Annotated in this window: 18 protein-coding genes; 1 reads left to right on the top strand and 17 read right to left on the bottom strand. The window is 56.6% G+C overall.

The annotated features are described in order from the left end of the window. Positions 1–75: 75 nt before the first annotated feature. The 9 genes from AH68_RS02510 to map form a co-directional block, all read right to left on the bottom strand. Complete coding sequence (locus AH68_RS02510; protein WP_039197368.1) at positions 76–1,464, bottom strand: CHAP domain-containing protein; 1,389 nt, start codon at positions 1,462–1,464, stop codon at positions 76–78. A 93-nt stretch (positions 1,465–1,557) separates the two neighbouring features. Then, the gene (gene ftsX / locus AH68_RS02505; RefSeq protein WP_039197366.1) at positions 1,558–2,481 is read right to left on the bottom strand and encodes a permease-like cell division protein FtsX; all 924 of its coding nucleotides are present in this window, start codon (positions 2,479–2,481) and stop codon (positions 1,558–1,560) included. After that, on the bottom strand, positions 2,481–3,794 hold the full coding sequence (ftsE, locus tag AH68_RS02500) for a cell division ATP-binding protein FtsE (protein ID WP_039197363.1): 1,314 nt from the start codon (positions 3,792–3,794) through the stop codon (positions 2,481–2,483). Before ftsE ends, ftsX begins: the two co-directional genes overlap by 1 nt. 49 nt (positions 3,795–3,843) lie before the next feature. After that, a complete protein-coding gene (gene prfB, locus AH68_RS02495) occupies positions 3,844–4,974 on the bottom strand; it encodes a peptide chain release factor 2 (RefSeq protein WP_039197361.1) in 1,131 nt (376 codons plus the stop codon). Positions 4,975–5,156: 182 nt separating this feature from the next. Then, positions 5,157–5,288: a hypothetical protein gene (locus tag AH68_RS11145; protein ID WP_003835721.1), complete on the bottom strand. Its 132-nt coding sequence runs from the start codon at positions 5,286–5,288 to the stop codon at positions 5,157–5,159. 111 nt (positions 5,289–5,399) lie between these two features. Further along, positions 5,400–5,879, bottom strand: a complete 480-nt coding sequence (rlmH, locus tag AH68_RS02490) for a 23S rRNA (pseudouridine(1915)-N(3))-methyltransferase RlmH (RefSeq protein WP_039197359.1) — start codon at positions 5,877–5,879, stop codon at positions 5,400–5,402. 10 nt (positions 5,880–5,889) lie between these two features. Continuing rightward, positions 5,890–6,879: a 2,3,4,5-tetrahydropyridine-2,6-dicarboxylate N-succinyltransferase gene (dapD, locus tag AH68_RS02485; protein ID WP_039197357.1), complete on the bottom strand. Its 990-nt coding sequence runs from the start codon at positions 6,877–6,879 to the stop codon at positions 5,890–5,892. A 110-nt stretch (positions 6,880–6,989) separates the two neighbouring features. After that, positions 6,990–8,282, bottom strand: coding sequence for a citrate synthase (locus AH68_RS02480; RefSeq protein ID WP_039197355.1), 1,293 nt, complete (start codon positions 8,280–8,282; stop codon positions 6,990–6,992). A 265-nt stretch (positions 8,283–8,547) separates the two neighbouring features. Next, positions 8,548–9,327 carry a type I methionyl aminopeptidase gene (map, locus tag AH68_RS02475; RefSeq protein WP_033500930.1) on the bottom strand — a complete coding sequence of 260 codons (780 nt, stop codon included), beginning with the start codon at positions 9,325–9,327 and terminating at the stop codon, positions 8,548–8,550. Between the two features lie 141 nt (positions 9,328–9,468). Between map and AH68_RS02470 the strand changes: the two genes are divergently transcribed. Next, on the top strand, positions 9,469–11,550 hold the full coding sequence (locus tag AH68_RS02470) for a M13 family metallopeptidase (protein ID WP_039197352.1): 2,082 nt from the start codon (positions 9,469–9,471) through the stop codon (positions 11,548–11,550). A gap of 55 nt (positions 11,551–11,605) precedes the next feature. On the opposite strand, the gene AH68_RS02465 is transcribed toward AH68_RS02470, so the two are convergent. From AH68_RS02465 to AH68_RS02430, 8 genes are all read right to left on the bottom strand, one after another. Continuing rightward, the gene (locus AH68_RS02465; RefSeq protein ID WP_039197348.1) at positions 11,606–12,142 is read right to left on the bottom strand and encodes a single-stranded DNA-binding protein; all 537 of its coding nucleotides are present in this window, start codon (positions 12,140–12,142) and stop codon (positions 11,606–11,608) included. A gap of 419 nt (positions 12,143–12,561) precedes the next feature. Continuing rightward, positions 12,562–14,397, bottom strand: coding sequence for a proline--tRNA ligase (locus tag AH68_RS02460; protein WP_039197346.1), 1,836 nt, complete (start codon positions 14,395–14,397; stop codon positions 12,562–12,564). A gap of 145 nt (positions 14,398–14,542) precedes the next feature. Further along, positions 14,543–15,949, bottom strand: a complete 1,407-nt coding sequence (locus AH68_RS02455; protein ID WP_039197344.1) for a PIF1 family DEAD/DEAH box helicase — start codon at positions 15,947–15,949, stop codon at positions 14,543–14,545. A 53-nt stretch (positions 15,950–16,002) separates the two neighbouring features. Beyond that, positions 16,003–16,902, bottom strand: a complete 900-nt coding sequence (locus tag AH68_RS02450; protein WP_052189126.1) for a Cof-type HAD-IIB family hydrolase — start codon at positions 16,900–16,902, stop codon at positions 16,003–16,005. A 48-nt stretch (positions 16,903–16,950) separates the two neighbouring features. Next, positions 16,951–17,601 carry an oligoribonuclease gene (gene orn / locus AH68_RS02445; protein ID WP_039197341.1) on the bottom strand — a complete coding sequence of 217 codons (651 nt, stop codon included), beginning with the start codon at positions 17,599–17,601 and terminating at the stop codon, positions 16,951–16,953. Between the two features lie 273 nt (positions 17,602–17,874). Then, on the bottom strand, positions 17,875–19,419 hold the full coding sequence (guaB, locus tag AH68_RS02440) for an IMP dehydrogenase (protein WP_003835694.1): 1,545 nt from the start codon (positions 19,417–19,419) through the stop codon (positions 17,875–17,877). 104 nt (positions 19,420–19,523) lie between these two features. Further along, positions 19,524–20,684, bottom strand: coding sequence for an MraY family glycosyltransferase (locus AH68_RS02435; protein ID WP_039197338.1), 1,161 nt, complete (start codon positions 20,682–20,684; stop codon positions 19,524–19,526). After that, positions 20,681–21,343: an L-threonylcarbamoyladenylate synthase gene (locus AH68_RS02430; protein ID WP_039197336.1), complete on the bottom strand. Its 663-nt coding sequence runs from the start codon at positions 21,341–21,343 to the stop codon at positions 20,681–20,683. The genes AH68_RS02435 and AH68_RS02430 overlap by 4 nt, the downstream gene beginning before the upstream one ends. Positions 21,344–21,356 lie beyond the last annotated feature (13 nt).

Below are 21,356 nucleotides of genomic sequence, written 5' to 3'. Positions count from 1 at the left end.
GCGCCGCCCAACGATTCAGGCGGCGCGCTCCCGTGACACAACACTCAAGGAAAAACTCAAACGCTCCTTGATGAATCAGTGCACATACCAGAACTGTGACGCGTTGTATAGCGTGCGGTACGACACGTTGTAGGGACCGCCGGACGCATTCATCTCGGAAATGGTGATGGTGCTTCCATTCACCGCTTCCACAACGGCCACATGACCGTAGAAACCATCTGCTCCAGCCTGTCCGGGAAGGAAAGAGAGAGCCGCTCCCACCTGCGGATTATGGTCCACTCGCAGACCATACGAGGAAGCGGTAAGATACCACTGACCACCGTTGCCCAAGTACGAGGGGGTTCCGATGCCCATCTGTCTACGACGTTCGTACGCCCACCACGTACACTGGCCGGCCACGTAGCCATTGCCGTAATCGCCATTGGAGGTTCCCTGACCGGAATTGTTATTAGTACTCGGCGCGGGAGCAGGCGTAGGAGTAGGAGTAGGCGCGGGAGCAGGCGTCACATTGTTGCCACCACTATTGGTATTGTTGTTGCCTGGCTGGGTCTGCCCTTGATTGCCACCATTGTTTTGATTAGCTGCTGCGGCCTGCTCGGCTGCATACTGTCGATTGAAGGAATCGACCTGCGACTGCAACATAACCGTTTGCGCCGCCTGTTTGGCCACGCTGCCGTTCAGCTGCGACTGTTGGCTTTCCAATTCGGCACGGCGGGTTTCGCCTTCTGCACGCAACTGGTCAAGCGAGTCGCGCTGGGTCTGTGCGGAAGCAGCAGCCTGCTGCGCGGAAGCGGCTTTTTCGTCAGCTGCGGTTTTCAGATTGGCGATCTGCTTTTCGATGGCGGCGAGACGTTCGCTGCGGTTCATCGACGTGTTCAACGTATTCGCCGCATCGCTGGCCGCATTGGCTTCGGTACGGCTCAACGCATCACGAGACTGCATGGAATTAATAAATTCCTGCGTACTCGTGGAACCTGTCACCACGCTCATCACAGTGGATGCATCGGAACCATGCAGGTCTTCACGAGCCATCTGTGCCACGGCCGCATGCGCGTCGTCGTAGTCCTTGCCCGTTTGCTCAATCTGCTCTTCGAGGTTTTCCTTGTCTTTCTTCGCCGCTTCCAAACGGGAAGCGGCAGCCTCCGCCTCGCTTTGCGCCGAAGCAGCAGCAACATTGGCCTCATCGACCTGAGCCTGGGCCGCCGGAATCTTCGTATTCGTCAATTCGTCCAGCTCGACGATCTTGTTTGCCAGATCGGACTTCACACCAGAAAGCTGCGAACGCAACTGCACTTCACGCTGTGCGCTGTCGGACTTCCGATTCTGCGCGTTCACCAGATTGCTATACGTATTAGCATGCGCCTGCGGAACAGCAGGCGAGAACGGGGCGATCGCCATCGTGGCGCACATAGCCCCCGTTGCAAACACCGCAGCGGCCGGCTTGAGAGCTTTTTTGCTTATCATTCGGTCACTTGCCTCCCATCATTGTTCCACACCATAGCATCTCATGCTTAAAATCCGCGACACGTAATGCCACTTGCCATTAAGTAATACTTATCAGGCCTTCAGATATCTATGCAGCGATACCGTGGATGCAATCACGGACAGCAATACCGCTCCAAGAACCAGAATCGGCGAAATCCAAAGCACTGTCATCTGATTCACATACGGAATCCATTTTACGGAAGTCGCAAGCCAATCAGTGACGAATACCTTCACCAATACCGAAAGCGTAGCGCAAGACAGCAGCGAACCCACCAACGACGCGATCGCACCTTCCAGAATGAACGGCAATCGAATCGTCCAGTTCGAAGCACCCACCAAACGCATGATTTCCGTTTCGGTTTTGCGAGACGCCGCAGACATGCGAATCGTGGTGCCGGTCAGCATAATGGCAACAACCACCATCACCGCAGCCAACGCGGCGGTCGCAATGGTAGCGCGGTTCAGTACGGCGAAAACCGGCTCGAAAATCTGCCGTTGGTCACTGACGGTATCGACGCCTTCCTTACCGGAAAGCACTTCGGAAACCACTTGGTATTTTTCAGGATTCTTGAGTTTGAGCCACAATGAATCCTGCATGTCATCGGCAGTGAGCGTACGCCCCTGATATTCGCCGTTCGGATATTGCTTGAGGAAGGTGTCGTTATAGAAATCTTCCTTGCTGACGAAGGTGATCTGCGAAACATCATCGGCAAGCTCGTTGCGGATGGTTTGCTGCAAGTCGTTAATCTGTGCCTGCGTCGCGGAGGTTCCCGCGGTGCAGTTCACGGATTGGCTGGTGCCGTCGGGGCACATCCACACCACCACTTCGACCTTGGAATACCAATCGCCTTTGGCTTTGGTGATCTGTGCCTGGGTAAGCACCGACGCTCCGATGAACAGGAATGAGATGAAGGTAACGAGCATCACCGAAAGCAGCATGGGTACGTTGCGCTTGAGGCTGCTCCAGGTTTCGGAAAGAATGAAACGCAAACGCATCAGTCGTTCTCCTTGTTTTCGGACGTTTCATGCTGTTCGGAGGATTGCTCGACGGATTGTTCTGCGCAGTTCGCCGCGTCATCGTCGGTCGCCGCAGGAACAGCAGGAGGGGTCGGCGGCACCGGCGGCGCGGGAGGCATCGGCGGTGCCGGAGGCGCAGGAACCGTTGGCTCTGCCCGCTGTTCGTTTTCATCCGCGTTGCCTGATTCGGCGCTTGTTTCAGGCGAAACGATAGTGGCATCGGCATTGGATTCGCTCTGGGAACGTGCAGACGAATCAGCTTGTTCCTGTTCTGCAAGCTCCTCGAGCTTCAGCCCCTTGCCCCAGGTCAACGTGGTTTCCACCGAAGCGAACGCCTCTCCATAACGGCCTGTGCGACCGGAATGCACGGAATTGGCAAGTCGTGCAATGCCCGCATCTTCATTGTCGCCGTGGATGGCCGCAGCCACGGCATCAACCGCATTCGCCGCGGTTTCGGCTCGCGTCGAACCTTCCACATCCACCGTCCCCTCGGAAGCATCAGGCACGACCAAACCGCTTGGCGCACGGTATTTCGCGTCAGCATCGCCACCATTCAGCGCCTGATGCGATTTGGATTCCACTTCGGCATCCGGGAAGTACAGTGCGGAATCGTAGGATCCCTGCTGCTCGTCACGCACGATTTTGCCGGTATGCAATTCGACCACGCGCTTGCGCATGGAGTTGACGATTTCCTCATTATGCGTGGCCATGACGACGGTGGTGCCGGTGCGGTTGATGGCATCCAGCACTTCCATAATGCCCAACGATGTGGTCGGATCAAGGTTTCCGGTAGGCTCGTCGGCCAACAGGATCTGCGGATGGTTCACATACGCTCGCGCGATGGCCACGCGCTGCGCCTCACCGCCGGAAAGCTCATGCGGATAGCTGTCCTCCTTGCCGGTAAGCCCAACCGTCTGCAGTACTTTCGGCACCAACGATTTGATGGTGGAACGGCTTGTGCCGATCACTTCAAGTGCAAACGCCACATTCTCCCACACCGTTTTGTTGTTCAACAGCTTGTAATCCTGGAAGACGAAGCCGATGGAACGACGATAATGCGGTACCTGCCGTGCGGACAGGCGTCGCAAATCGTTGCCTGCGACGCGGATCTCGCCGTCCGTGGCCTCCTCTTCACGCAGCAACAGGCTCAGCAATGTGGTTTTGCCGGAACCCGATGCGCCCACGAGGAACACGAAATCCCCTCGATTGATGTCGAGGTTGATGTCATCCAACGCAGGCCTGGTGCCTTTCGGATACACCTTGCTCACATGTTCAAGCGAAATCAGCGCCATCGTCGTACCCCTCCACTATGTGCTGTTCTGATTACGGTAATCGCGGCCTTTAGTCTTCCGCTTCTTCCGCCGCCTCACGACGCTGTTCATGACGCCAGCGGATACCAGCCTCGATGAACGCGTCGATATCACCGTCGAACACGGCTTGGGTCTGCGAGGTCTCATAGCCAGTGCGCAGATCCTTGACCATCTGGTACGGATGCAGTACGTAGGAGCGCATCTGATCACCCCAGCTGGCCTTGATATCGCCGGCGAGTTCCTTCTTTTTCTTGGCTTCCTCTTCGTGGCGCAGCACCAGCAGTCGGGACTGCAGCACGGCCATGGCCGCGGCACGATTCTGAATCTGCGAGCGCTCATCCTGCATGGTCACCACAATGCCGGTCGGAATGTGGGTGATGCGCACCGCGGAATACGTGGTGTTCACACCCTGACCGCCAGGACCGGAAGAGCAGTAGGTATCAATACGGATTTCGGAATCAGGCACGTCGATATGATCGGTCGCTTCGACAAGTGGCACCACTTCCACAGCCGCGAAGCTGGTCTGACGGCGGCCCTGGTTGTCGAATGGGGAGATGCGCACCAGACGGTGAGTACCGCCTTCCACACTCATGCGACCATACGCATAAGGGGCATCCACCTGGAAGGTGGCGGACTTGATGCCTGCCTCTTCCGCATAGGAAGTGTCCATGACCTTGGCCTTGTAGCCGTTGCGTTCCGCCCAACGCAGGTACATGCGCAACAGCATCTGCGCGAAGTCGGCCGCATCCACGCCGCCGGCACCGGAACGAATGGTCACCACAGCGGAACGTTCGTCGTATTCGCCGTCAAGCAGGGTTTGGATTTCCATGTCTGCCAGATCGTTCTGAATGCTTTCGACTTCGGACTGCGCTTCCGCCAACGTGTCGGCGTCGTCTTCTTCCTGCCCCAATTCCACGAGCGTTTCGACGTCGTCGATACGCTGGCTTGCGGAGGCGAGACGCTTCAACTGGGACTGTACCGCAGAAAGCTTGCTGGTCACCTTCTGCGCGTTTTCAGGGTCATCCCACAGTCCCGGTTCGGCCGCCTGCACTTCAAGATCCTTGGCCTGTGCGGTCAGTCGGTCGACGTCAAGCGCCTTGGAAATCGATTCGTATTTGGCGCGCGCTTCGCCGATCGCTTGGGAAAAATCAAATTCTGCCATCGTTTACACCATACATTTCTTTATGCGTTCTTTATATTCTGTCATGGAGCCTCATACGGCTTTCACACAATCCTCAACTTTTCCACATGCCCGCATGCTCGCTCCCATCTTGCCGAGCCGCGAACCAGTCTCGTTACGTATGGGAATGCAGACCCGGGGAGGATCATACCAGGCCAAGGGCGTCAAAGACCTGCGTAGATAGCAGGAATCACCAGACTCAGCAGCATCGCCGCAGCAATGACGATGCACACCGCTCGCACCAAAGTGCGACGACGGCGCTCTCGCTGCTCGCGTTCGCTTCTGTAGTCACTCATGGGGCACCAGTATAGGCAACACCTTCTACTTATCGACTTCCGGCATTTTTGACGCAGTCTCGTATTTCATGCGCGGAAATCATGCGCGAATCATTCGAAAACGTGAACGAATCATTTATGGTAGGGCTCTCCGGCATTGATTTTGTACGCACGATAGATCTGTTCCAACAAAATAACGCGCATTAACTGATGCGGGAACGTCATTTTGGAGAAGCTCAGCAGGTAGTCTGCCCGTTTTAAAATCGTTGGATCGAGTCCGAGCGAGCCGCCGATGATGAGTTGGATATGGCTTGTGCCATGCAGCCCGAGACCGTCGATTTTCCGCGCAAGTTCCTCGCTGGTCAGCTGCTGGCCTTCGATGGCGAGCGCGATGACGAACGCATCGTCACGTATATGCTTGGCGATGCGTTCGCCTTCCTTGGCTTTGATTTGCCGTTCAACTCCCTCACTGGCATGCTCGGGTGTTTTCTCGTCGGCCACTTCGACGATGTCAAGCTTGCAGTATCGGCTGAGGCGTTTCGAATATTCGGCGATGGCGTCGCGCAGATATTTTTCCTTGACTTTGCCGACGGTGATAAGGGAGATTTTCATGGCTTGTTTTTTAGTTCTTGTGCAGTTTTTCGTTCAGTTCGATACCGGTCTTGCGATAGCGCGCTTCGATACGTCCGGACACCGAGTTACGGATGAACAGAATGTTGTCTTTGCCGGAAAGGTCGGCGCCCTTGACGGTTTCGAGCGGTTCTCCCGCTGCGACCTTGGCCTTGTCGTAGATGGTCACCTTGGTGCCGGCTGTCACATACAGACCGGCTTCAACCACGCAATTGTCGCCGAGGGAGATGCCGATGCCCGCGTTCGCGCCGAGCAGAGAATGCTCGCCAATGGAGTTCTTGAGCTTGCCGCCGCCGGACAGGGTACCCATGATGGATGCGCCGCCGCCGATGTCGGAACCGTTGCCGACCACAACACCTTGGGAGACTCGGCCTTCCACCATGGAAACGCCGAGCGTGCCGGCGTTGAAGTTCACGAAGCCGGCATGCATGACGGTGGTGCCTTCGGAAAGGTGGGCGCCCAAACGCACGCGGTCGGCGTCGCCGATACGCACACCGGTCGGCACCACATAGTCGACCATGCGCGGGAACTTGTCGATCGACAGCACGTTCACGTCGACCTTCGGCAGGCCCGGAGCGCTCTGGTTGGCGGCGGCCATCACATCGAGCTTGCGTAGCGCGAAATCCTCGACCGCGAACGGGCCATAGTTGGTCCACACCACATTGTTAAGGGCCGCGAAAATGCCGTCCAGGTTCAGTGTGTTCGGCTTGGCCAGACGCATGCTCAGCAAGTGCAGACGCAGGTAGGCGTCGGCTGCGTCTTCGATCGGCTCGTCAAGCTTCGATACGGTGAACACCGGAATACGGCGTACGCCACGCACGTCCGCTCCCTCATGGGCGAGGTTGCCGAAATCATGGTTCGGGCGAGCCACTTCCTCCGGCTCCTCGCCAAGCTTCAATTCCGGATACCAAACATCCAGAGTATTGCCGGCCGCGTCCACGCTGGCCAGACCCCAACCCCACGCAGTGCGCTGATCGGTCATTCTTTGCTCCTTCACAATAGTGATTGCATTACTTGCACGTTTCCGTGCAATACTTTAGCCGCAGGGCTTGGCGAAAGACATCACGATTCCATGAAACAGCGAAAAAACAACTATCGACGGTCGATTGGAACGTAATCGCGTTCGGTGTAACCGGTGTACACCTGACGTGGGCGACCAATCTTGGTGTTCGGATCGGCAAGCATCTCACGATATTGCGCAATCCAACCGGGAATGCGCCCCAATGCGAACAATGTGGTGAACATCGACGGATCGAAACCGATCGCACGGTAGATCAATCCCGTGTAGAAGTCGACATTCGGATACAGGTGACGAGACACGAAATACTCGTCATTCAGCGCGATCTTCTCCAATTCCGTGGCGACGTCGAACAATGCACGCTCATCGGCAGGCAATTTCAACGTATCCGCGCGTTCCATGATCTTCTGCAGATACGTCTTGGCGATCGCCGCACGAGGATCATACGATTTGTACACGCGGTGGCCAAGGCCGGAAATGCGCTGACCTCTGGTTTTGGCATCTTCCACGAATTTCTTGACGGTTTTACCCGAATCGCGAATGGCTTTGAGCTGGCGCAACACCGCCTCATTCGCGCCGCCATGCAATGGGCCCGAAAGCGCGTTGATGCCTGCGGCGACCGCGGAATACAGGTTGGCGTGGGCGGAACCGGCGATACGCACCACGGACGTGGAGCAGTTCTGCTCATGATCGGCATGGATGATCAGCAGTCGGCCGAGCGCGTGCACGTACAGCGGATCGGAGTCGAACGGCTCGTACGGCACCGCGAAGCACATGCGCAGAAAATCGTCCACGTAACCGCGCGAATAATCCGGGTACAGCATCGGCTCATCGCGGCGACGGCGGAAAATGTAGCTGACGATGGTTCGCGCCTTCGCCATGATAATGGTCGCGGCTTCGTCAAGCTGGTCGGAATCGTTGATATCCGTGGTATCCGGGTAGAAGGTGGCGAGCGCGTTGACCGCGGACGCCATCACGCTCATCGGATGCGCGGTACGCGGGAAGGAGCCCATGAAAGTGCGGAAATCCTCCCCCACCATCGTGCGATGGTTGATGTCGGAGATGAAACGGTCGTACTGCTCCTGATTCGGCAGTTCGCCGTGGCGCAACAGCCATGCGACCTCAAGAAAATCAGATTGCTCGCACAGTTGCTCGATCGGGTATCCGCGGTAGCGCAGAATCGAGTTCTTGCCGTCGATGTAGGTGATTTTCGATTCGCACTGCGCGGTCGTCAAAAATCCGGGGTCAAGCGTGACCCAGCCATCATTACGCAGCGTGGATACCACGATGCCGTCCGCGCCTGCCGTGGCTTCGACCACCGGCAGGGTGAAGTCTTTGGATTCCACACTCAGATTGGCTGTGGCCATGCTTGCACGCTCCTTAACCGTCCATAACCGTTCGGAAGTATCGAACACTATATGGCATCCGCGTTTCCAAGCATGGTTTCGTCTCAAAATCAATCGATTGACATTCGATTCTTCATTCCCATATAACGAATATTCAGTTTTTCCCGTACAAATACGCACATAAAAAGCCGATGTCTAGAATTGCAAAAGAATTCCAGACATCGGCTTCGTCTGATGAATTTTGTTAGTCCACCTACGAAATCACAACGTTTTCGCCAACCATTGATCACTTGTCGCGAACGGTGAGGATCACCGGGCCATTATCGGTGATGGCGATGGTGTGCTCGCTGTGCGCGCCACGGGAACCATCGGAGCTCTTCAGTGTCCAACCGTCCTTCGGATCCTGGTAGATCTCGTCGGTGGTCTTGAGGAACCACGGTTCGATGGCGATGACCAAGCCCGGACGCAGCTTGTAGCCGTGGTGGGCGCGGCCGTCGTTCGGCACATGCGGATCGCCGTGCATGATACGGCCGACGCCGTGGCCGCCGAATTCCAGGTTGATCGGATAACCGTATTCGCGAGCCACATCGCCGATGGCTGCGGAAACATCGCCCAAACGGTTGCCCGGCTGTGCAGCGGCGATACCAGCTTCCAAAGCCTCTTCGGTGCACTTGATCAGGCGCAGATCCTCAGGATCCTTATGTTCGCCGACCACAAAGCTGATGGCGGAATCAGCAACCCAACCGTCGACGTTGATCGCCAGATCGAGGCTGACCAGATCGCCGTCTTTCAGGTTGTAGTCAAACGGAACGCCATGCAGCACCGCATCGTTCACGGAAACGCAAATGTAGTGTGCGAACGGGCCGGTGCCAAAATCCGGAGCGTAGTCGACGTAGCAGGATTCGGCTCCCTTGCGATCGACGATGCGCTTGTGCACGAATTCGTCGATTTCCAGCAGATTGGTACCAACTTTGGTGAATTCCTTGAGATCACGCAGAATACCGCCGACGAAACGGCCGGCCGGCTTCATCTCTTCGATCTCTTTCGGTGTTTTCAGTTCAATCATGCTTATAACCCTACTTCGTACGCCCTACAGTGCATACGTTTCTTACGATCAGGCAATCGCGTCTTACATATGAAATTGCATAATGACGATTATTCGTTTCAGATACACTGTTTTGTCACCAAAGATGGATAGTGTGAAGTCATGAGTACCACTTTGAATTCGGGCATCGATCCGGCATCGTTCTCCGCCGTGACCGGCCCTGCGCAAGACCTGTTCCGCTATGTCAATGGCCCGTGGATCGACATGTATCGCCTTCCTGACGACCGTTCCCGCTATGGTTCGTTCGACAAGCTCGCCGAAGACGCCGAAAACCAGATTCGTGAGATTCTTGAAGACGACGACTGCCCTGCCGAGAAGTCCCACGCCCTGTATGCAAGCTTCCTGGACGTTGATGCCATCAACGCTTCCGGGCTCGCCGCCATTGAACGCCAGCTTGAGGCCATTGATGCCGCTGCCAGCAAAACCGAGCTCACCCGCGCTTTGGGCGCGATGAATCCGGCGGGCGGCCCTGACTTGATTGGCATTGCCGTATATGGCGATCCCGGTGCTCCCGAAACCAACATCATCCATGTTGAGCAGGCCGGTTTGGGTCTGCCCGATGAGGCGTATTACCGTGAAGACCATTATGCGCCGATTCGCGAAGCGTACGTCGATATGGTGGCCAAGCAGCTCAAGAACGCGAAGCTTGCCGCCGATAGCGAGCAGGCCGAAGCCGACGCCAAGCGTTTCCTCGATGTTGAGACGCGTATCGCCGCGAACCATTGGGACAATGTAGCCACTCGTGATTCGGTGAAGACCTATAATCCCACTGATTATGCGGAATTGAGCGGAATGCTCGCCGATTATGATCTCGACACATGGATTGAATCCTGGCAGTCCGCATATGATCAGACTTCCGCAGCACAGGTACAACCGCTTGATTTCCGCGGTGTTTTCGACCGTGTGGTGGTGCATGAGCCGAACTTTCTCACCGGTCTTAACGCGTTCTGGAAGACCGCGGATCTTGATGATCTCAAGCTGTGGGCTCGCGTGCATGTGATCATCGGATCCACATTGGAGCTGCCGCACGAATTCGATGAGACGAATTTCGAGTTCTATGGCAAGACGTTGTCTGGTCAGAAGCAACAGCGTGTGCGCTGGAAGCGCGGCGTTTCGCTGGTCAACGGCATTTGCGGCGAGGATGTGGGCCGCGAATATGTGAAGAGGCATTTCCCCGAGTCGTCGAAGCAGCGCATGGAACAGCTGGTCGGCAATCTGATCGACGCCTACCGCGTGTCCATTTCCAGTTCCGCCTGGCTTGGCGAGGAAACCAAGCAGAAGGCGTTGGAGAAGCTTTCCAAGTTCGTGCCGAAGATCGGTTACACGAACCATTGGCGTGACTATTCCGCGCTTGACGTACATGAGGATGCCGGTTTCGCCGAGAACATGCGTGCCGCCAACCTGTATGAGACCGGCTACCAGTTGGCCAAGGTCGGCAAGAGCGTCGACAAGGACGAATGGCTGATGAACCCGCAAACGGTAAACGCCTACTATGAGCCGACCATGAACGTAATCGTGTTCCCGGCCGCCATTCTGCAGCCGCCATTCTTCGATCCGAATGCCGAAGACGCCGCGAATTACGGTGGTATCGGCGCGGTGATCGGTCATGAGATCGGCCACGGTTTCGACGATCAGGGCGCCCAGTATGACGGCGACGGCAAGCTCAACGATTGGTGGACCGAAGAAGACAAAGCCAATTTCGAACAGCTCACGCAGAAGCTCATCGACCAGTACAACGCATTCGTGCCGACCCAGCTCGCCGAAAAGTACGCCGATGATCCCACCCAAGCTCCGCATGTGAATGGCGCGCTGACCATTGGCGAGAACATCGGCGACTTAAGTGGCGTGAACATCGCACTCAAGGCGTACGCGTTCGCCCTTGACGAGGCAGCCGGCCGTGAGAAGAACGGATCCATGGACGCAATTGAGGCTTCGTTAGCTGAAGCGCCGCAAATCGACGGTTTCACCGGATTGCAACGTTTCTTCCTCAGCTATGCATCCATCTGGCGCACCAAGAATCGTGACGAGCTGGCGGAGCAGTATCTGCAGATCGACCCGCATTCCCCCGCTGAATGCCGCACGAACGGCATCGCACGCAACGTTGACCTGTTCTACAAGGCGTTCGATGTGAAGCCTGAGGACGGCATGTGGCTTGATCCCGATCAGCGCGTGCGCATCTGGTAGCGAGCCGCATCATCAATAGGCAATCGTCGCCCATCGTGCGAGGCATCGGTGCCTCCTAATATATGTCGCCGTCGAATTCTTCGGGGTTTCCCGAGAATTCGGCGGCTTCGTCATCTTCGGGAACCACTATCTCAACCGGAGCCACACCGCCGTGTCTTGCGAACGGGTCGACTCCCACTTGAGGTTCCGTGCTCTTCGTTTCCGGTTGGCTTTGGTCGTTTGGCTTGACGAACTTGCGCAACGCAGTGACGCCACGGTTGAGGTCATGCCCTGCGGCGCTGGCTTCCAGCACAATGCGCGACTGCGGTTTACCATTCATATCAGTCCATGTTTCCGTGGCAAGCGAACCTACTACAATAACCGGTTCGCCTTTCTTCAACGATTGGCAGATGTTTTCGGATAGATTCCGGTACGCTTTCACCGTGATCCATGTGGTGGGAAGATCTTTCCATTGCTGTGTGCGATTGTCGAAATACCGTCTGGTGCTCGCCATTCTGAACGAACTGGCATGAGGCATGCCATCCTTGTTGAATTGCGTGGGATTGGCGCCCACATATCCGGTGATGGTGATGAGAGCTTGCTGTTGTGCCATGATCGGCCCTTTCTATCGCTTTGGTAATAAAGGGGCCGCGGAAAGCACCGATGAAGGTGCGAAAGCAACGCGCAGTCGGAGAAATGGGTTGCGAGAGAGGGGTTCTGCACGCCTTTCCGCTTCCTTGCGTTTCCGCGGTAGAACCACTATCCCCGATTCGACCATACTGGCACAAGCGCAACCTGCAAATGTGGATAGAGGACGCCATTTCGGGCGAGTCGTGGATAGTCGGTGGATAAATCTCACTTATCCACAGCAATGCACTGTCAATATATGCATGGTTTTTAGTTTGTTTGCCTCATAAATGTTTTCCGCAAAATCATGCTTCCTTCTATCTGTTTCCAGATAGAAAACGGAAGACTATGGAATATCCATAATCTTCCGTTTATATGATGAAATAATCAGAAAAAATACGATTATTACTTCAGCAGCGCGGCGACACGATCGGCGATCATCTGGGCGGCGTCGGCAACAGGCACGGCTTCGGCGTTCTCACCATTGCGGTCACGCACTTCAATGGTGCCATTGTTGACAGTGTCGCGGCCTGCGACGGCGATCAGCGGCACACCGATAAGCTCGGCATCCTTGAACTTGACGCCCGGGGAAACCTTCTTACGGTCATCGAAGATCACTTCGATACCCTTGGCTTCCAGATCGGCGATCAGTTGCTCGGCGGCTTCGAATGCGGCCGCATCCTTGCCGGTGGCCACCACATGCACCTGGGCAGGAGCGATGATGGCCGGCCATGCCAAGCCCTTCTCGTCATGGTGGGTTTCGGCGATGCAAGCCATCACACGAGACACGCCAATGCCGTAGGAACCCATCCACACCGGCACGGTCTTGCCATTCTGGTCGAGCACCTTCAGGCCGAGCGCGTTGGAATACTTCAAACCGAGCTGGAACACCTGACCGATTTCCACACCGCGTTCGAAGCTCAGCGGGCCGGAACCGTCCGGGCTCATGTCTCCGTGGCGAACCTGCACGGCCTCCACCACGCCGTCGGCCTCGAAGTCGCGGCCGTACACGAGATCGTAGTAGTCGACGCCGGCTTCATCGGCACCGGTGAACCATGCGGAACCGCGGGCGATATGCGCATCGATGAGGTAACGCAACGCTTCGCCGGTTTCGTTGGCGTTTTCAGCCTTTTCACCGCCGCGAGCCTGCGGGCCAAACGCCATCGGGCCAATATAGCCCTTGACGAGTTCCGGATGCTTCTTCAGATCATCGTCGGTGGCCTCTTCGATTTCAGCCGGAGTGAACTGCGCTTCAAGACGCTTCATGTCAACGGTACGATCGCCAGGCACGCCGACAACCACCAGTTCGCGCCACGGCTCGTCATGATCGTCATCCTGCGGATGCATCACGGCGATCACCACGTTCTTCAGAATGTCGGAAGCCTCCCACGCGCGGCCGTCGGAACGCGGATGGTTGGCATTGGCGAATTCAACCATCTGATCGATGGTTTCAGCATTCGGCGTCGGACGCTTTTCAGCGGCCGGAGTGTTGCTGAAGTCGATGGCTTCCGGTTCCGGAGTGGTCAGAGCCTCAACATTCCAAGCCTTGCCGCTCGGCGACTGTGCGAAGGTGTCTTCGCCGATTTCCATCGGGGCAAGGAACTCTTCGGATTCGAAGCCGCCCATCGGGCCGGCCATGGCATGCACCGGCACATACTTCAAATCTAGACGGTTGAAAATACGCTCGTAGGCGCCACGCTCGTCCATATACGCCTTGACGAGGCCTTCCTTGTCAAGCGTGAAGGAGTAGGCGTCCTTCATGATGAATTCACGGCCACGAATCAGGCCTGCACGCGGACGGAATTCGTCACGATACTTGGTCTGAATCTGGTAGAGGGTAACCGGCAGATCCTTGTAGGAGGAGTACAGGTCCTTGACCAGCAGGGTGAACATTTCCTCATGGGTCGGCGCCAGCAGGTAGTCGGCCTCATGGCGATCCTTCAAACGGAAGATGTTATCGCCATACTCTTCCCAACGGTGGGTGGCCTCATACGGTTCACGCGGCAGCAGACCGGAGAAGTGAACTTCCTGGGCGTCGATCGAAGCCATTTCCTCACGAATGATGTTTTCGATCTTGTTCAGAACATTCAGGCCCAGCGGCAGCCAGGTCCAAATACCCGGAGCGGCCTTGCGCAGGTAGCAGGCGCGCTGCAGAAGCTTATCCGATACGACATCTGCATCGGCGGGATCCTCACGCAGAGTGCGCAGGAACATGGTGGACATACGAAGTGCTTTAGTCATACGCCCAAAACTACTCAGGCAAGGGGACGTAAGCCTAATTCAACCACCCGTTCACCGACGTATGGCAACGCACGGACGGAACACAACAGTCATATCCGTCGAATCCCGAAAATCATCGTAAATGTCGAACAAGGCAATCGCCATACTAGAACAGCGCGTCCTGAGCGAACTCGTCACCGTCGGGAACAGCGATGTTCTGCTGGAACGCGGCGATGCCATCATGAGCCAACATATCGGATGCCTGTGCCGAGGCGAGACGCAACTCACCATCCAATCGCACCGCATCGGGCGAAACCAAAAACATGCGTTCGTTCACACCGTTCAAATACAGGCCTTGCAGACCTTCCACACGAGACAGCGCCACATACCCCATGCCGGGTGCGAAGGTACGCCGCAAATCCATCACCGCACGGTCGAGCGTCATACCTTGCGATTTATGGATGGTGATCGCCCACGCGCAGCGCAACGGCACTTGGTTGACACTGGCGAGCACTGTGTCACCGTCCATCATTTCCCAGCAATTCGGCTTCATGGTAACGATATTGCCGTTTTCAAATTCAACGATCGGCCATCCGCCCTTGTTTTCGGCGGCAAATCCGCGCACGGTACCCAATGATCCGTTCACGAATTGGTGGTCAGTGTCGTTGCGTACGGCCATCACCGCAGCCCCGGTTTTGAGCTGCAAGCGTTCGGGGGCAAGCATGTTCTTCTTCAAACGTTCCACCAGATTGACTGGTCCTGCGGCCTCGGCGAAATATTCGTGCGGTTCCTCGTTGATTTCGAACAGGCGCATGTCGTTGAGCGTGTCCGCCTGCTTGTTGACGGGAAACAGATTGACGGCCTGCTGACCAGGTTCGGGGATTGCGCCCAGTCTGGTGAGTAGCACATTGCGGTCGTCGTCGTTCACACAACCGTTGCGAATATCGGTCAAAACGGTGAGCAGACTGCCGTCATCCTGACGATGCTGTTCGGTCAGGTAACAGATTGCGGGATTCAATTCCCGCCATACCAATGATTCGGTGACGAAACCATCTGGATTGAGGCCCGCTTTCGCATATCGTTCGCGGGAAGCCACGAATTCCGGGCTTGGTGTGACCAGATCGTGGTTGCGCCCACCCACACTCACTGGCGGAAGCTGGAAGAAATCGCCGGACAGAACCACTTGAAGCCCGCCGAACGGGCGTTGGTCACGTCGAATGATGCGGCACACCTGATCGACCATGTCGAACAGCCACGCATGCAGCATGGAAACCTCGTCGATGATGAGAATGTCAGCGCCCTGCAGCTTACGTTTGCGTCGGGTACGTATGGTTTTGATCAGATTGTCGGTGAGCGCGTTGGCAAGTCCGACACCGCTCCATGAATGAATGGTCTGCCCGTTGATATGCGTGGCCGCGATACCGGTGGACGCCGTCACCGACACCGCCGCACCTTCGGCACGGGCCTGACGCACGAACTCGTTAAGCACGTAAGTCTTGCCAGCACCCGGCGCACCCGTCAGAAAGACGCTCGCGCCACTTTGCAGAATCGCCAATGCCTCAGCCTGCCGCATGCCGCACCGCCTTTCCTGTTCAATCGACCATCAATTTCGAAAAAACGGCTTCCTTACGCAATCAGCTTGTCGACAACCTGAAGCACCCCGTGATCGGCATTGCTGGGAGCCACGAAATGCGCGGCTTGCTTCAACGCGGGGTGCGCATTGCCCATGGCGAACGACCACTGCCCTGCCGAGAGCATCTGCAAATCGTTAAGATAATCGCCAAATACCGCCGTTTGGGCCACAGTGACGCCAAGCACGCGCTGCAACGCTTCGACGCCCTGTTTCTTATTGGTTGTAGCATTCATGATGTCGACCCACAGTTTGCCGGAAACCACCACCTGATAATCGTTTTTCAGTGGCGTCAACTTTTCCGCGGCCATTGTTTCGGCATCGTCGAAATCGAGAATCGCCAGTTTGAGTATGGTGTCGCTTTCGCCGTTTGATGCGATTACATCTTCAAGCACGCTATGCAGATCGTCCACAATCTCCAGTGCCGCATAATATTTGCCGACTTCGTCAAGGAACGGCTTGTCCGTGCGCTGCACGTATGCCGTGCGCAGACCACAAAGCACCAATCCCATATCGTATTCGCCAGCTGCGGCAGAAGCGTTCACCGTGTCGATGGTCCAGCGGGTCACATCGGTATCGACGCCGTGCACTTCAACGATATTACCGTCAATGGCCACGACATTGCCGTTTTCCGCGATATACGAAAGTTCGCCGCCGTCAAGCACCTGCGCCGCCTTATCGGCGAACATGGCACGCAAGGTAGCGTACTGGCGTCCGGACGCCGGCACGAATTCAACGCCTCGCGAGCGCAGCCGGGCAAGCATCGGCCAGAAACCTTGCGGAATCTCGCTATGCTCATCAAGCAGGGTGCCGTCCATATCGGCAACTACCAAGCGAATATCTTGCGGGATTTCGATGCTGATCCAATCGGCTGCGCTCACTGGAGTCCTTTCCATGTTTTCGTTGGAATATCAGATTTTCCAACGATTGTGCGATATGCGGAATCAGTTGTTGTTTAAAATGCTGGTTGCCACGATCTGATCGGCGATCGCCTTGGCTTCGGCTGCGTCAGGACCGGGCGCCGCTGCCATGAACGCCTTACGGTAGTAACGCAGTTCGTCCAGGGATTCGATGATGTCGGCGAGCGCGCGATGTCCGCCGTTCTTCGGCGGACGGTTGTTGTATACGGCCGGATACCAGCGGCGGGCAAGCTCTTTGAACGTGCTCACGTCGATTACACGGTAGTGCAGGTGTTCCATGAGGTTCGGCATGTAACGGTCGAGGAATTTTTTGTCTGATCCGATGGAGTTGCCTGCGAGCAGCGGCTTGACGCCGTCCGGGGTGAAGCGGGCCACGTATTCGGTGACTTTCCGCTCGGCCTCTTCGACGCTCAGGCCGTTCTCCCATTCGTTGATGAGTCCGGAACGGGTGTGCATGGCGCGCACGAAATCGTTCATATTAGCCACGGCCGCATCGGAAGGCTTGATCACGAAATCGATGCCTTCGTCAAGCACGTTGAGGTCGAAGTCCGTCGGCACTACGGAAATCTCGCACAGTTCGTCATGGAAGATGTCAAGACCAGTCATTTCGCAGTCGATCCAGATCAGGCGTGAATCCTTCGCCGTGTATGTTTCACCGTCATGTGCGTCAACCATCTTGCCTCGTTTCCTTTGCGTGTGCGCGTACCGCTTGGTACGCTTCAGCTGAACATTCGAAGATACCGCGAGGTAGGGAGATTGGAAGGCCCACGCACTGGGAAGTCACGTTTGTTTTTCGCGATTTGCTTCGTAATCAATGCCGCTACTTGGCGATAGGACGACGTTCGGTTATAAATATTCACGTTGCAGATATGAGTAAAGCCTCTTACTTTCGGTCTTTTCCGAGAAGTAAGAGGCTTTTACCGATTATTGATTACTGGGATTCAGCAATCACTGGCGGCCGGAGTAGTTCGGAGCTTCGGCGGTCATGACGATGTCGTGCGGATGGGATTCACGCAAGCCAGCGTCGGTGATACGGATGAAACGGCCACGTTCCGGCATTTCGGCGATGTTGTGAGCACCGATGTAGAACATGGACTGGTGCAGGCCGCCGATCATCTGGTACAGCACTGCGTTCAGCGGTCCGCGGTACGGCACTTCGCCTTCAACGCCTTCCGGAACGACCTTGTCATTGGAGGTGACGTCGGCTTGGAAGTAACGATCCTTGGAGTAGGACTTCTTGCCACGCGGAGCCATGGCGCCGAGGGAGCCCATGCCACGGTACAGCTTGTACTGCTTGCCGTGCAGCAGCACCTTCTCGCCCGGAGCTTCCTCGCAGCCTGCGAGGGTGCCGCCGAGCATGACGGTGGAGGCACCGGCAACCAGAGCCTTGGCGATGTCGCCGGAGTAGTGAATGCCACCGTCGGCGATGCACGGCACGCCAGCGGCACGGCAGGCCTGAGCGGCCTCGTACACTGCGGTGAGCTGCGGCACACCGACACCGGCCACCACGCGGGTGGTGCAGATGGAGCCTGGGCCAACGCCGACCTTGACTGCGTCAACACCGGCGTCGATCATGGCCTGAGCGCCCTGACGGGTGGCCACGTTACCGCCGATGATGTCAACACCCTTGAACGCGGAATCGGACTTCAGGCGGCGAATCATGTCGAGAGCCAGCTTGGCCTCACCGTTGGCGGTGTCGACCACGAGCACGTCCACGCCGGCTTCCATCAGAGCGGAAGCACGGTTGTAGGCGTCACCCAGGAAGCCGATGCCGGCGGCAACGCGCAGACGACCCTGTTCGTCCTTGGTGGCGTCCGGATACTGCTCGGTCTTCACGAAGTCCTTCACGGTGATCAAGCCGGTGAGGTGGCCTTCATCGTCAACTAGCGGCAGCTTCTCGACCTTGTACTTGGCCAGCAGGTCGTGGGCGTCTTCCTTGGAGATGTTGGACGGACCGGTGATGAGGTTTTCGCGGGTCATGACCTCGGAAACCTTGAGGCGGTCGTAATCCTCGGATGCGATGAAACGCATGTCACGGTTGGTGATGATGCCGACGAGCTTGTTGTCGTTGTCAACGACCGGCAGGCCGGAGATATGGAAACGACCGCACAGCTTGTCGAGATCAGCCAGCGTCACATCCGGGCTGACGGTCAACGGATCGTTGATCATACCGGATTCGGAACGCTTGACGATGTCGACCTGAGCGGCCTGGTCGTCGATGGAAAGATTGCGGTGCAGCACGCCAATGCCGCCATTACGAGCCATGGCGATGGCCATATCGGACTCGGTGACGGTGTCCATTGCGGCGGAAATCGCCGGGACCTTCATCGTGATGTTGCGAGTCAGATGGGTGGTCGTGTCCACTTCGGACGGAATGACATCCGTCTCGTTCGGCAGCAGCAGCACATCGTCATATGCGAGGCCAAGCTGTGCGAAAATCGGAGGAAGCGGAGCGTACGTGGAATCTGCATTCATATCAGGAATTGTAGCCATAGACTCACTATATGAACGCGGGCTGACTTAACGCGACACGGCAAAATCAGCGGTAAACAAGAGTGTCATGAAAGTCAACCAATGCCGCTAGGCAAAGCGTTTAATCATTTTTTGCCGTACTTCGATGACCGCAACGCGGCGTGCCTGCTGCCGTCCGCAGCATCCTCTTCCAGTATCTCAGGAATTCTATGCTTTAAATACGGATGCATGGTGGCAACGGTCAATGCCACAGCCGCAATCAGAAATCCGATAAGCACATACTGTGCCTTGAAAAATAGCGTCATAATCGAGCCGAAGGCGATCAGCGCGGCCCACCCCCACAGAATCAGCACAGCACCCTGCACGGAATGCCCGATACGCAACATGCGATGATGCAGGTGCATACGGTCCGGATGCATTGGCGACTGCCCCTTACGCAATCGCCGCACAATCGCAAGACACATGTCGAGAATCGGCAGGAACAATACCAGAATCGGCAGCAGAATTGGCATGAACACCGGCAGATAGATGCTGGCATGAATGCTGGCGGGATCAAGGCGACCGGTCATCACAATCGAAGCGCAGGTGATCAGATAACCAAGCAGCATGGAACCGGAGTCCCCCATGAACAGTTTCGCCGGATGCCAGTTATGCAGCAGAAAGCCCACGCACATGCCAACCATGGCAATGTCGATTAGCGTTGCCATCGAAGCGTATGAAGGCGAATTGCGGGCGATGATATACGAATAAATGGCGAACGCGATACCGCCAATCGCCACAATGCCCGACGACAAGCCATCCAGACCGTCCACGAAATTGACCGCGTTAATGGACGCGACAACCAAAAACGCGGTGATGGCCATCGACAGGCTCGGCGATGCCGTCACCAACGAACCAAGCGGAAGCGAAATGATCTGCAAGCCGCCCCATGCCACAAACACGGAAATCAGCAGCTGGCCGGCAAGCTTGAGCATCCAATCAAGATCCCACAAATCATCGGCCATGCCCAGCAGACTGATCATAACGGCACCGGAGAGAATCACCCACGCCTGCTGCGATTGCGCGAACAATCCCTGAATGAACGGAATGCGGGATGCGAACAGCATCGACACAGTGAAGCCGATCAACATGCCCAAACCGCCCAGTCGCGGGGTCGGAATGGTGTGCACGTCACGTGCGCGCACTTCGCCGACCGCACCAATCTCAATGGCGATATGACGAATCAGCGGCGTAATCAGATAGGTGACACCACCGGCAATCGCAGCAATGAACAGATAGATTCTCATACGCCCAAAGCACCGCCATTCAACGTCAAGGCCTTTCGGATAACCGGTTCGCGAATCACTCCCTCTCGAAGAATCGCAATGCCGTCACGCCCATGCGGGTCGGCCGCCACCACTGTGGAAGCCACATGGCCAGGGGTCGCTCCCCCATCCAAATACAGATCCACCGCATCACCGAGCGCCTGAACGGCCTCGTCAACGGTTTGCGCGCTTTCATCGCCGGAACGGTTGGCGCTGGTGGCGGCCAACGGACCGGTCGCACGCAAAACACGCAATGCGGCCGCAGAATTCGGAATACGGACGCCTTGCGTGGCCTTTCCTGTGGCGGGATCCGTACGCACCGTGGCAAGCGTACAGTTGTCGCCCGCCACAGCAATCGGAGAAAACGCACCCGGCATGAACATGGCGGACAGGCGGTTCAGCGGCACCGGCAAATCCAAATGCAGCTTCTCCAGGCTTTCAATAGACGGCAACAACACTTGCAACGCCTTATATTTCGGGCGTTGCTTTGCCGCGAACACCTTGCGGATCGCCTCAATGTTGCGCGGATCGCACGCAACGCCGTAGACCGTGTCCGTAGGAATCACAATCAATCCGCCGTCACGTACGATTTCGACAGCCTGGGCAAGGGATTCGTCTGAAATAGCGCGAATCTCGCTCATGACACCTCCCTTT

Origin of the sequence: Bifidobacterium catenulatum PV20-2 (assembly GCF_000800455.1) — a bacterium.
GTDB classification, from domain to species: domain Bacteria; phylum Actinomycetota; class Actinomycetes; order Actinomycetales; family Bifidobacteriaceae; genus Bifidobacterium; species Bifidobacterium kashiwanohense_A.
Note: the sequence above shows the minus strand (reverse complement) of the source record. Positions and strands in the feature narration are given on the sequence as shown.

What these genes read in the sequence shown, in the direction of transcription:
- AH68_RS02430 (WP_039197336.1), bottom strand. Translation starts at nt 21,343, where the DNA reads ATGAGCGAGATTCGCGCTATTTCAGACGAATCCCTTGCCCAGGCTGTC.
- AH68_RS02450 (WP_052189126.1), bottom strand. Translation starts at nt 16,902, where the DNA reads ATGGAAAGGACTCCAGTGAGCGCAGCCGATTGGATCAGCATCGAAATC.
- prfB (WP_039197361.1), bottom strand. Translation starts at nt 4,974, where the DNA reads ATGGCAGAATTTGATTTTTCCCAAGCGATCGGCGAAGCGCGCGCCAAA.
- orn (WP_039197341.1), bottom strand. Translation starts at nt 17,601, where the DNA reads ATGGTTGACGCACATGACGGTGAAACATACACGGCGAAGGATTCACGC.
- AH68_RS02460 (WP_039197346.1), bottom strand. Translation starts at nt 14,397, where the DNA reads ATGACTAAAGCACTTCGTATGTCCACCATGTTCCTGCGCACTCTGCGT.
- AH68_RS02455 (WP_039197344.1), bottom strand. Translation starts at nt 15,949, where the DNA reads ATGCGGCAGGCTGAGGCATTGGCGATTCTGCAAAGTGGCGCGAGCGTC.
- guaB (WP_003835694.1), bottom strand. Translation starts at nt 19,419, where the DNA reads ATGGCTACAATTCCTGATATGAATGCAGATTCCACGTACGCTCCGCTT.
- ftsE (WP_039197363.1), bottom strand. Translation starts at nt 3,794, where the DNA reads ATGGCGCTGATTTCGCTTGAACATGTGAGCAAGGTGTATCCGAAAGGC.
- AH68_RS02480 (WP_039197355.1), bottom strand. Translation starts at nt 8,282, where the DNA reads ATGGCCACAGCCAATCTGAGTGTGGAATCCAAAGACTTCACCCTGCCG.
- AH68_RS02470 (WP_039197352.1), top strand. Translation starts at nt 9,469, where the DNA reads ATGAGTACCACTTTGAATTCGGGCATCGATCCGGCATCGTTCTCCGCC.
- AH68_RS02465 (WP_039197348.1), bottom strand. Translation starts at nt 12,142, where the DNA reads ATGGCACAACAGCAAGCTCTCATCACCATCACCGGATATGTGGGCGCC.
- rlmH (WP_039197359.1), bottom strand. Translation starts at nt 5,879, where the DNA reads ATGAAAATCTCCCTTATCACCGTCGGCAAAGTCAAGGAAAAATATCTG.
- AH68_RS11145 (WP_003835721.1), bottom strand. Translation starts at nt 5,288, where the DNA reads ATGAGTGACTACAGAAGCGAACGCGAGCAGCGAGAGCGCCGTCGTCGC.
- AH68_RS02435 (WP_039197338.1), bottom strand. Translation starts at nt 20,684, where the DNA reads ATGAGAATCTATCTGTTCATTGCTGCGATTGCCGGTGGTGTCACCTAT.
- map (WP_033500930.1), bottom strand. Translation starts at nt 9,327, where the DNA reads ATGATTGAACTGAAAACACCGAAAGAGATCGAAGAGATGAAGCCGGCC.
- dapD (WP_039197357.1), bottom strand. Translation starts at nt 6,879, where the DNA reads ATGACCGATCAGCGCACTGCGTGGGGTTGGGGTCTGGCCAGCGTGGAC.
- ftsX (WP_039197366.1), bottom strand. Translation starts at nt 2,481, where the DNA reads ATGCGTTTGCGTTTCATTCTTTCCGAAACCTGGAGCAGCCTCAAGCGC.
- AH68_RS02510 (WP_039197368.1), bottom strand. Translation starts at nt 1,464, where the DNA reads ATGATAAGCAAAAAAGCTCTCAAGCCGGCCGCTGCGGTGTTTGCAACG.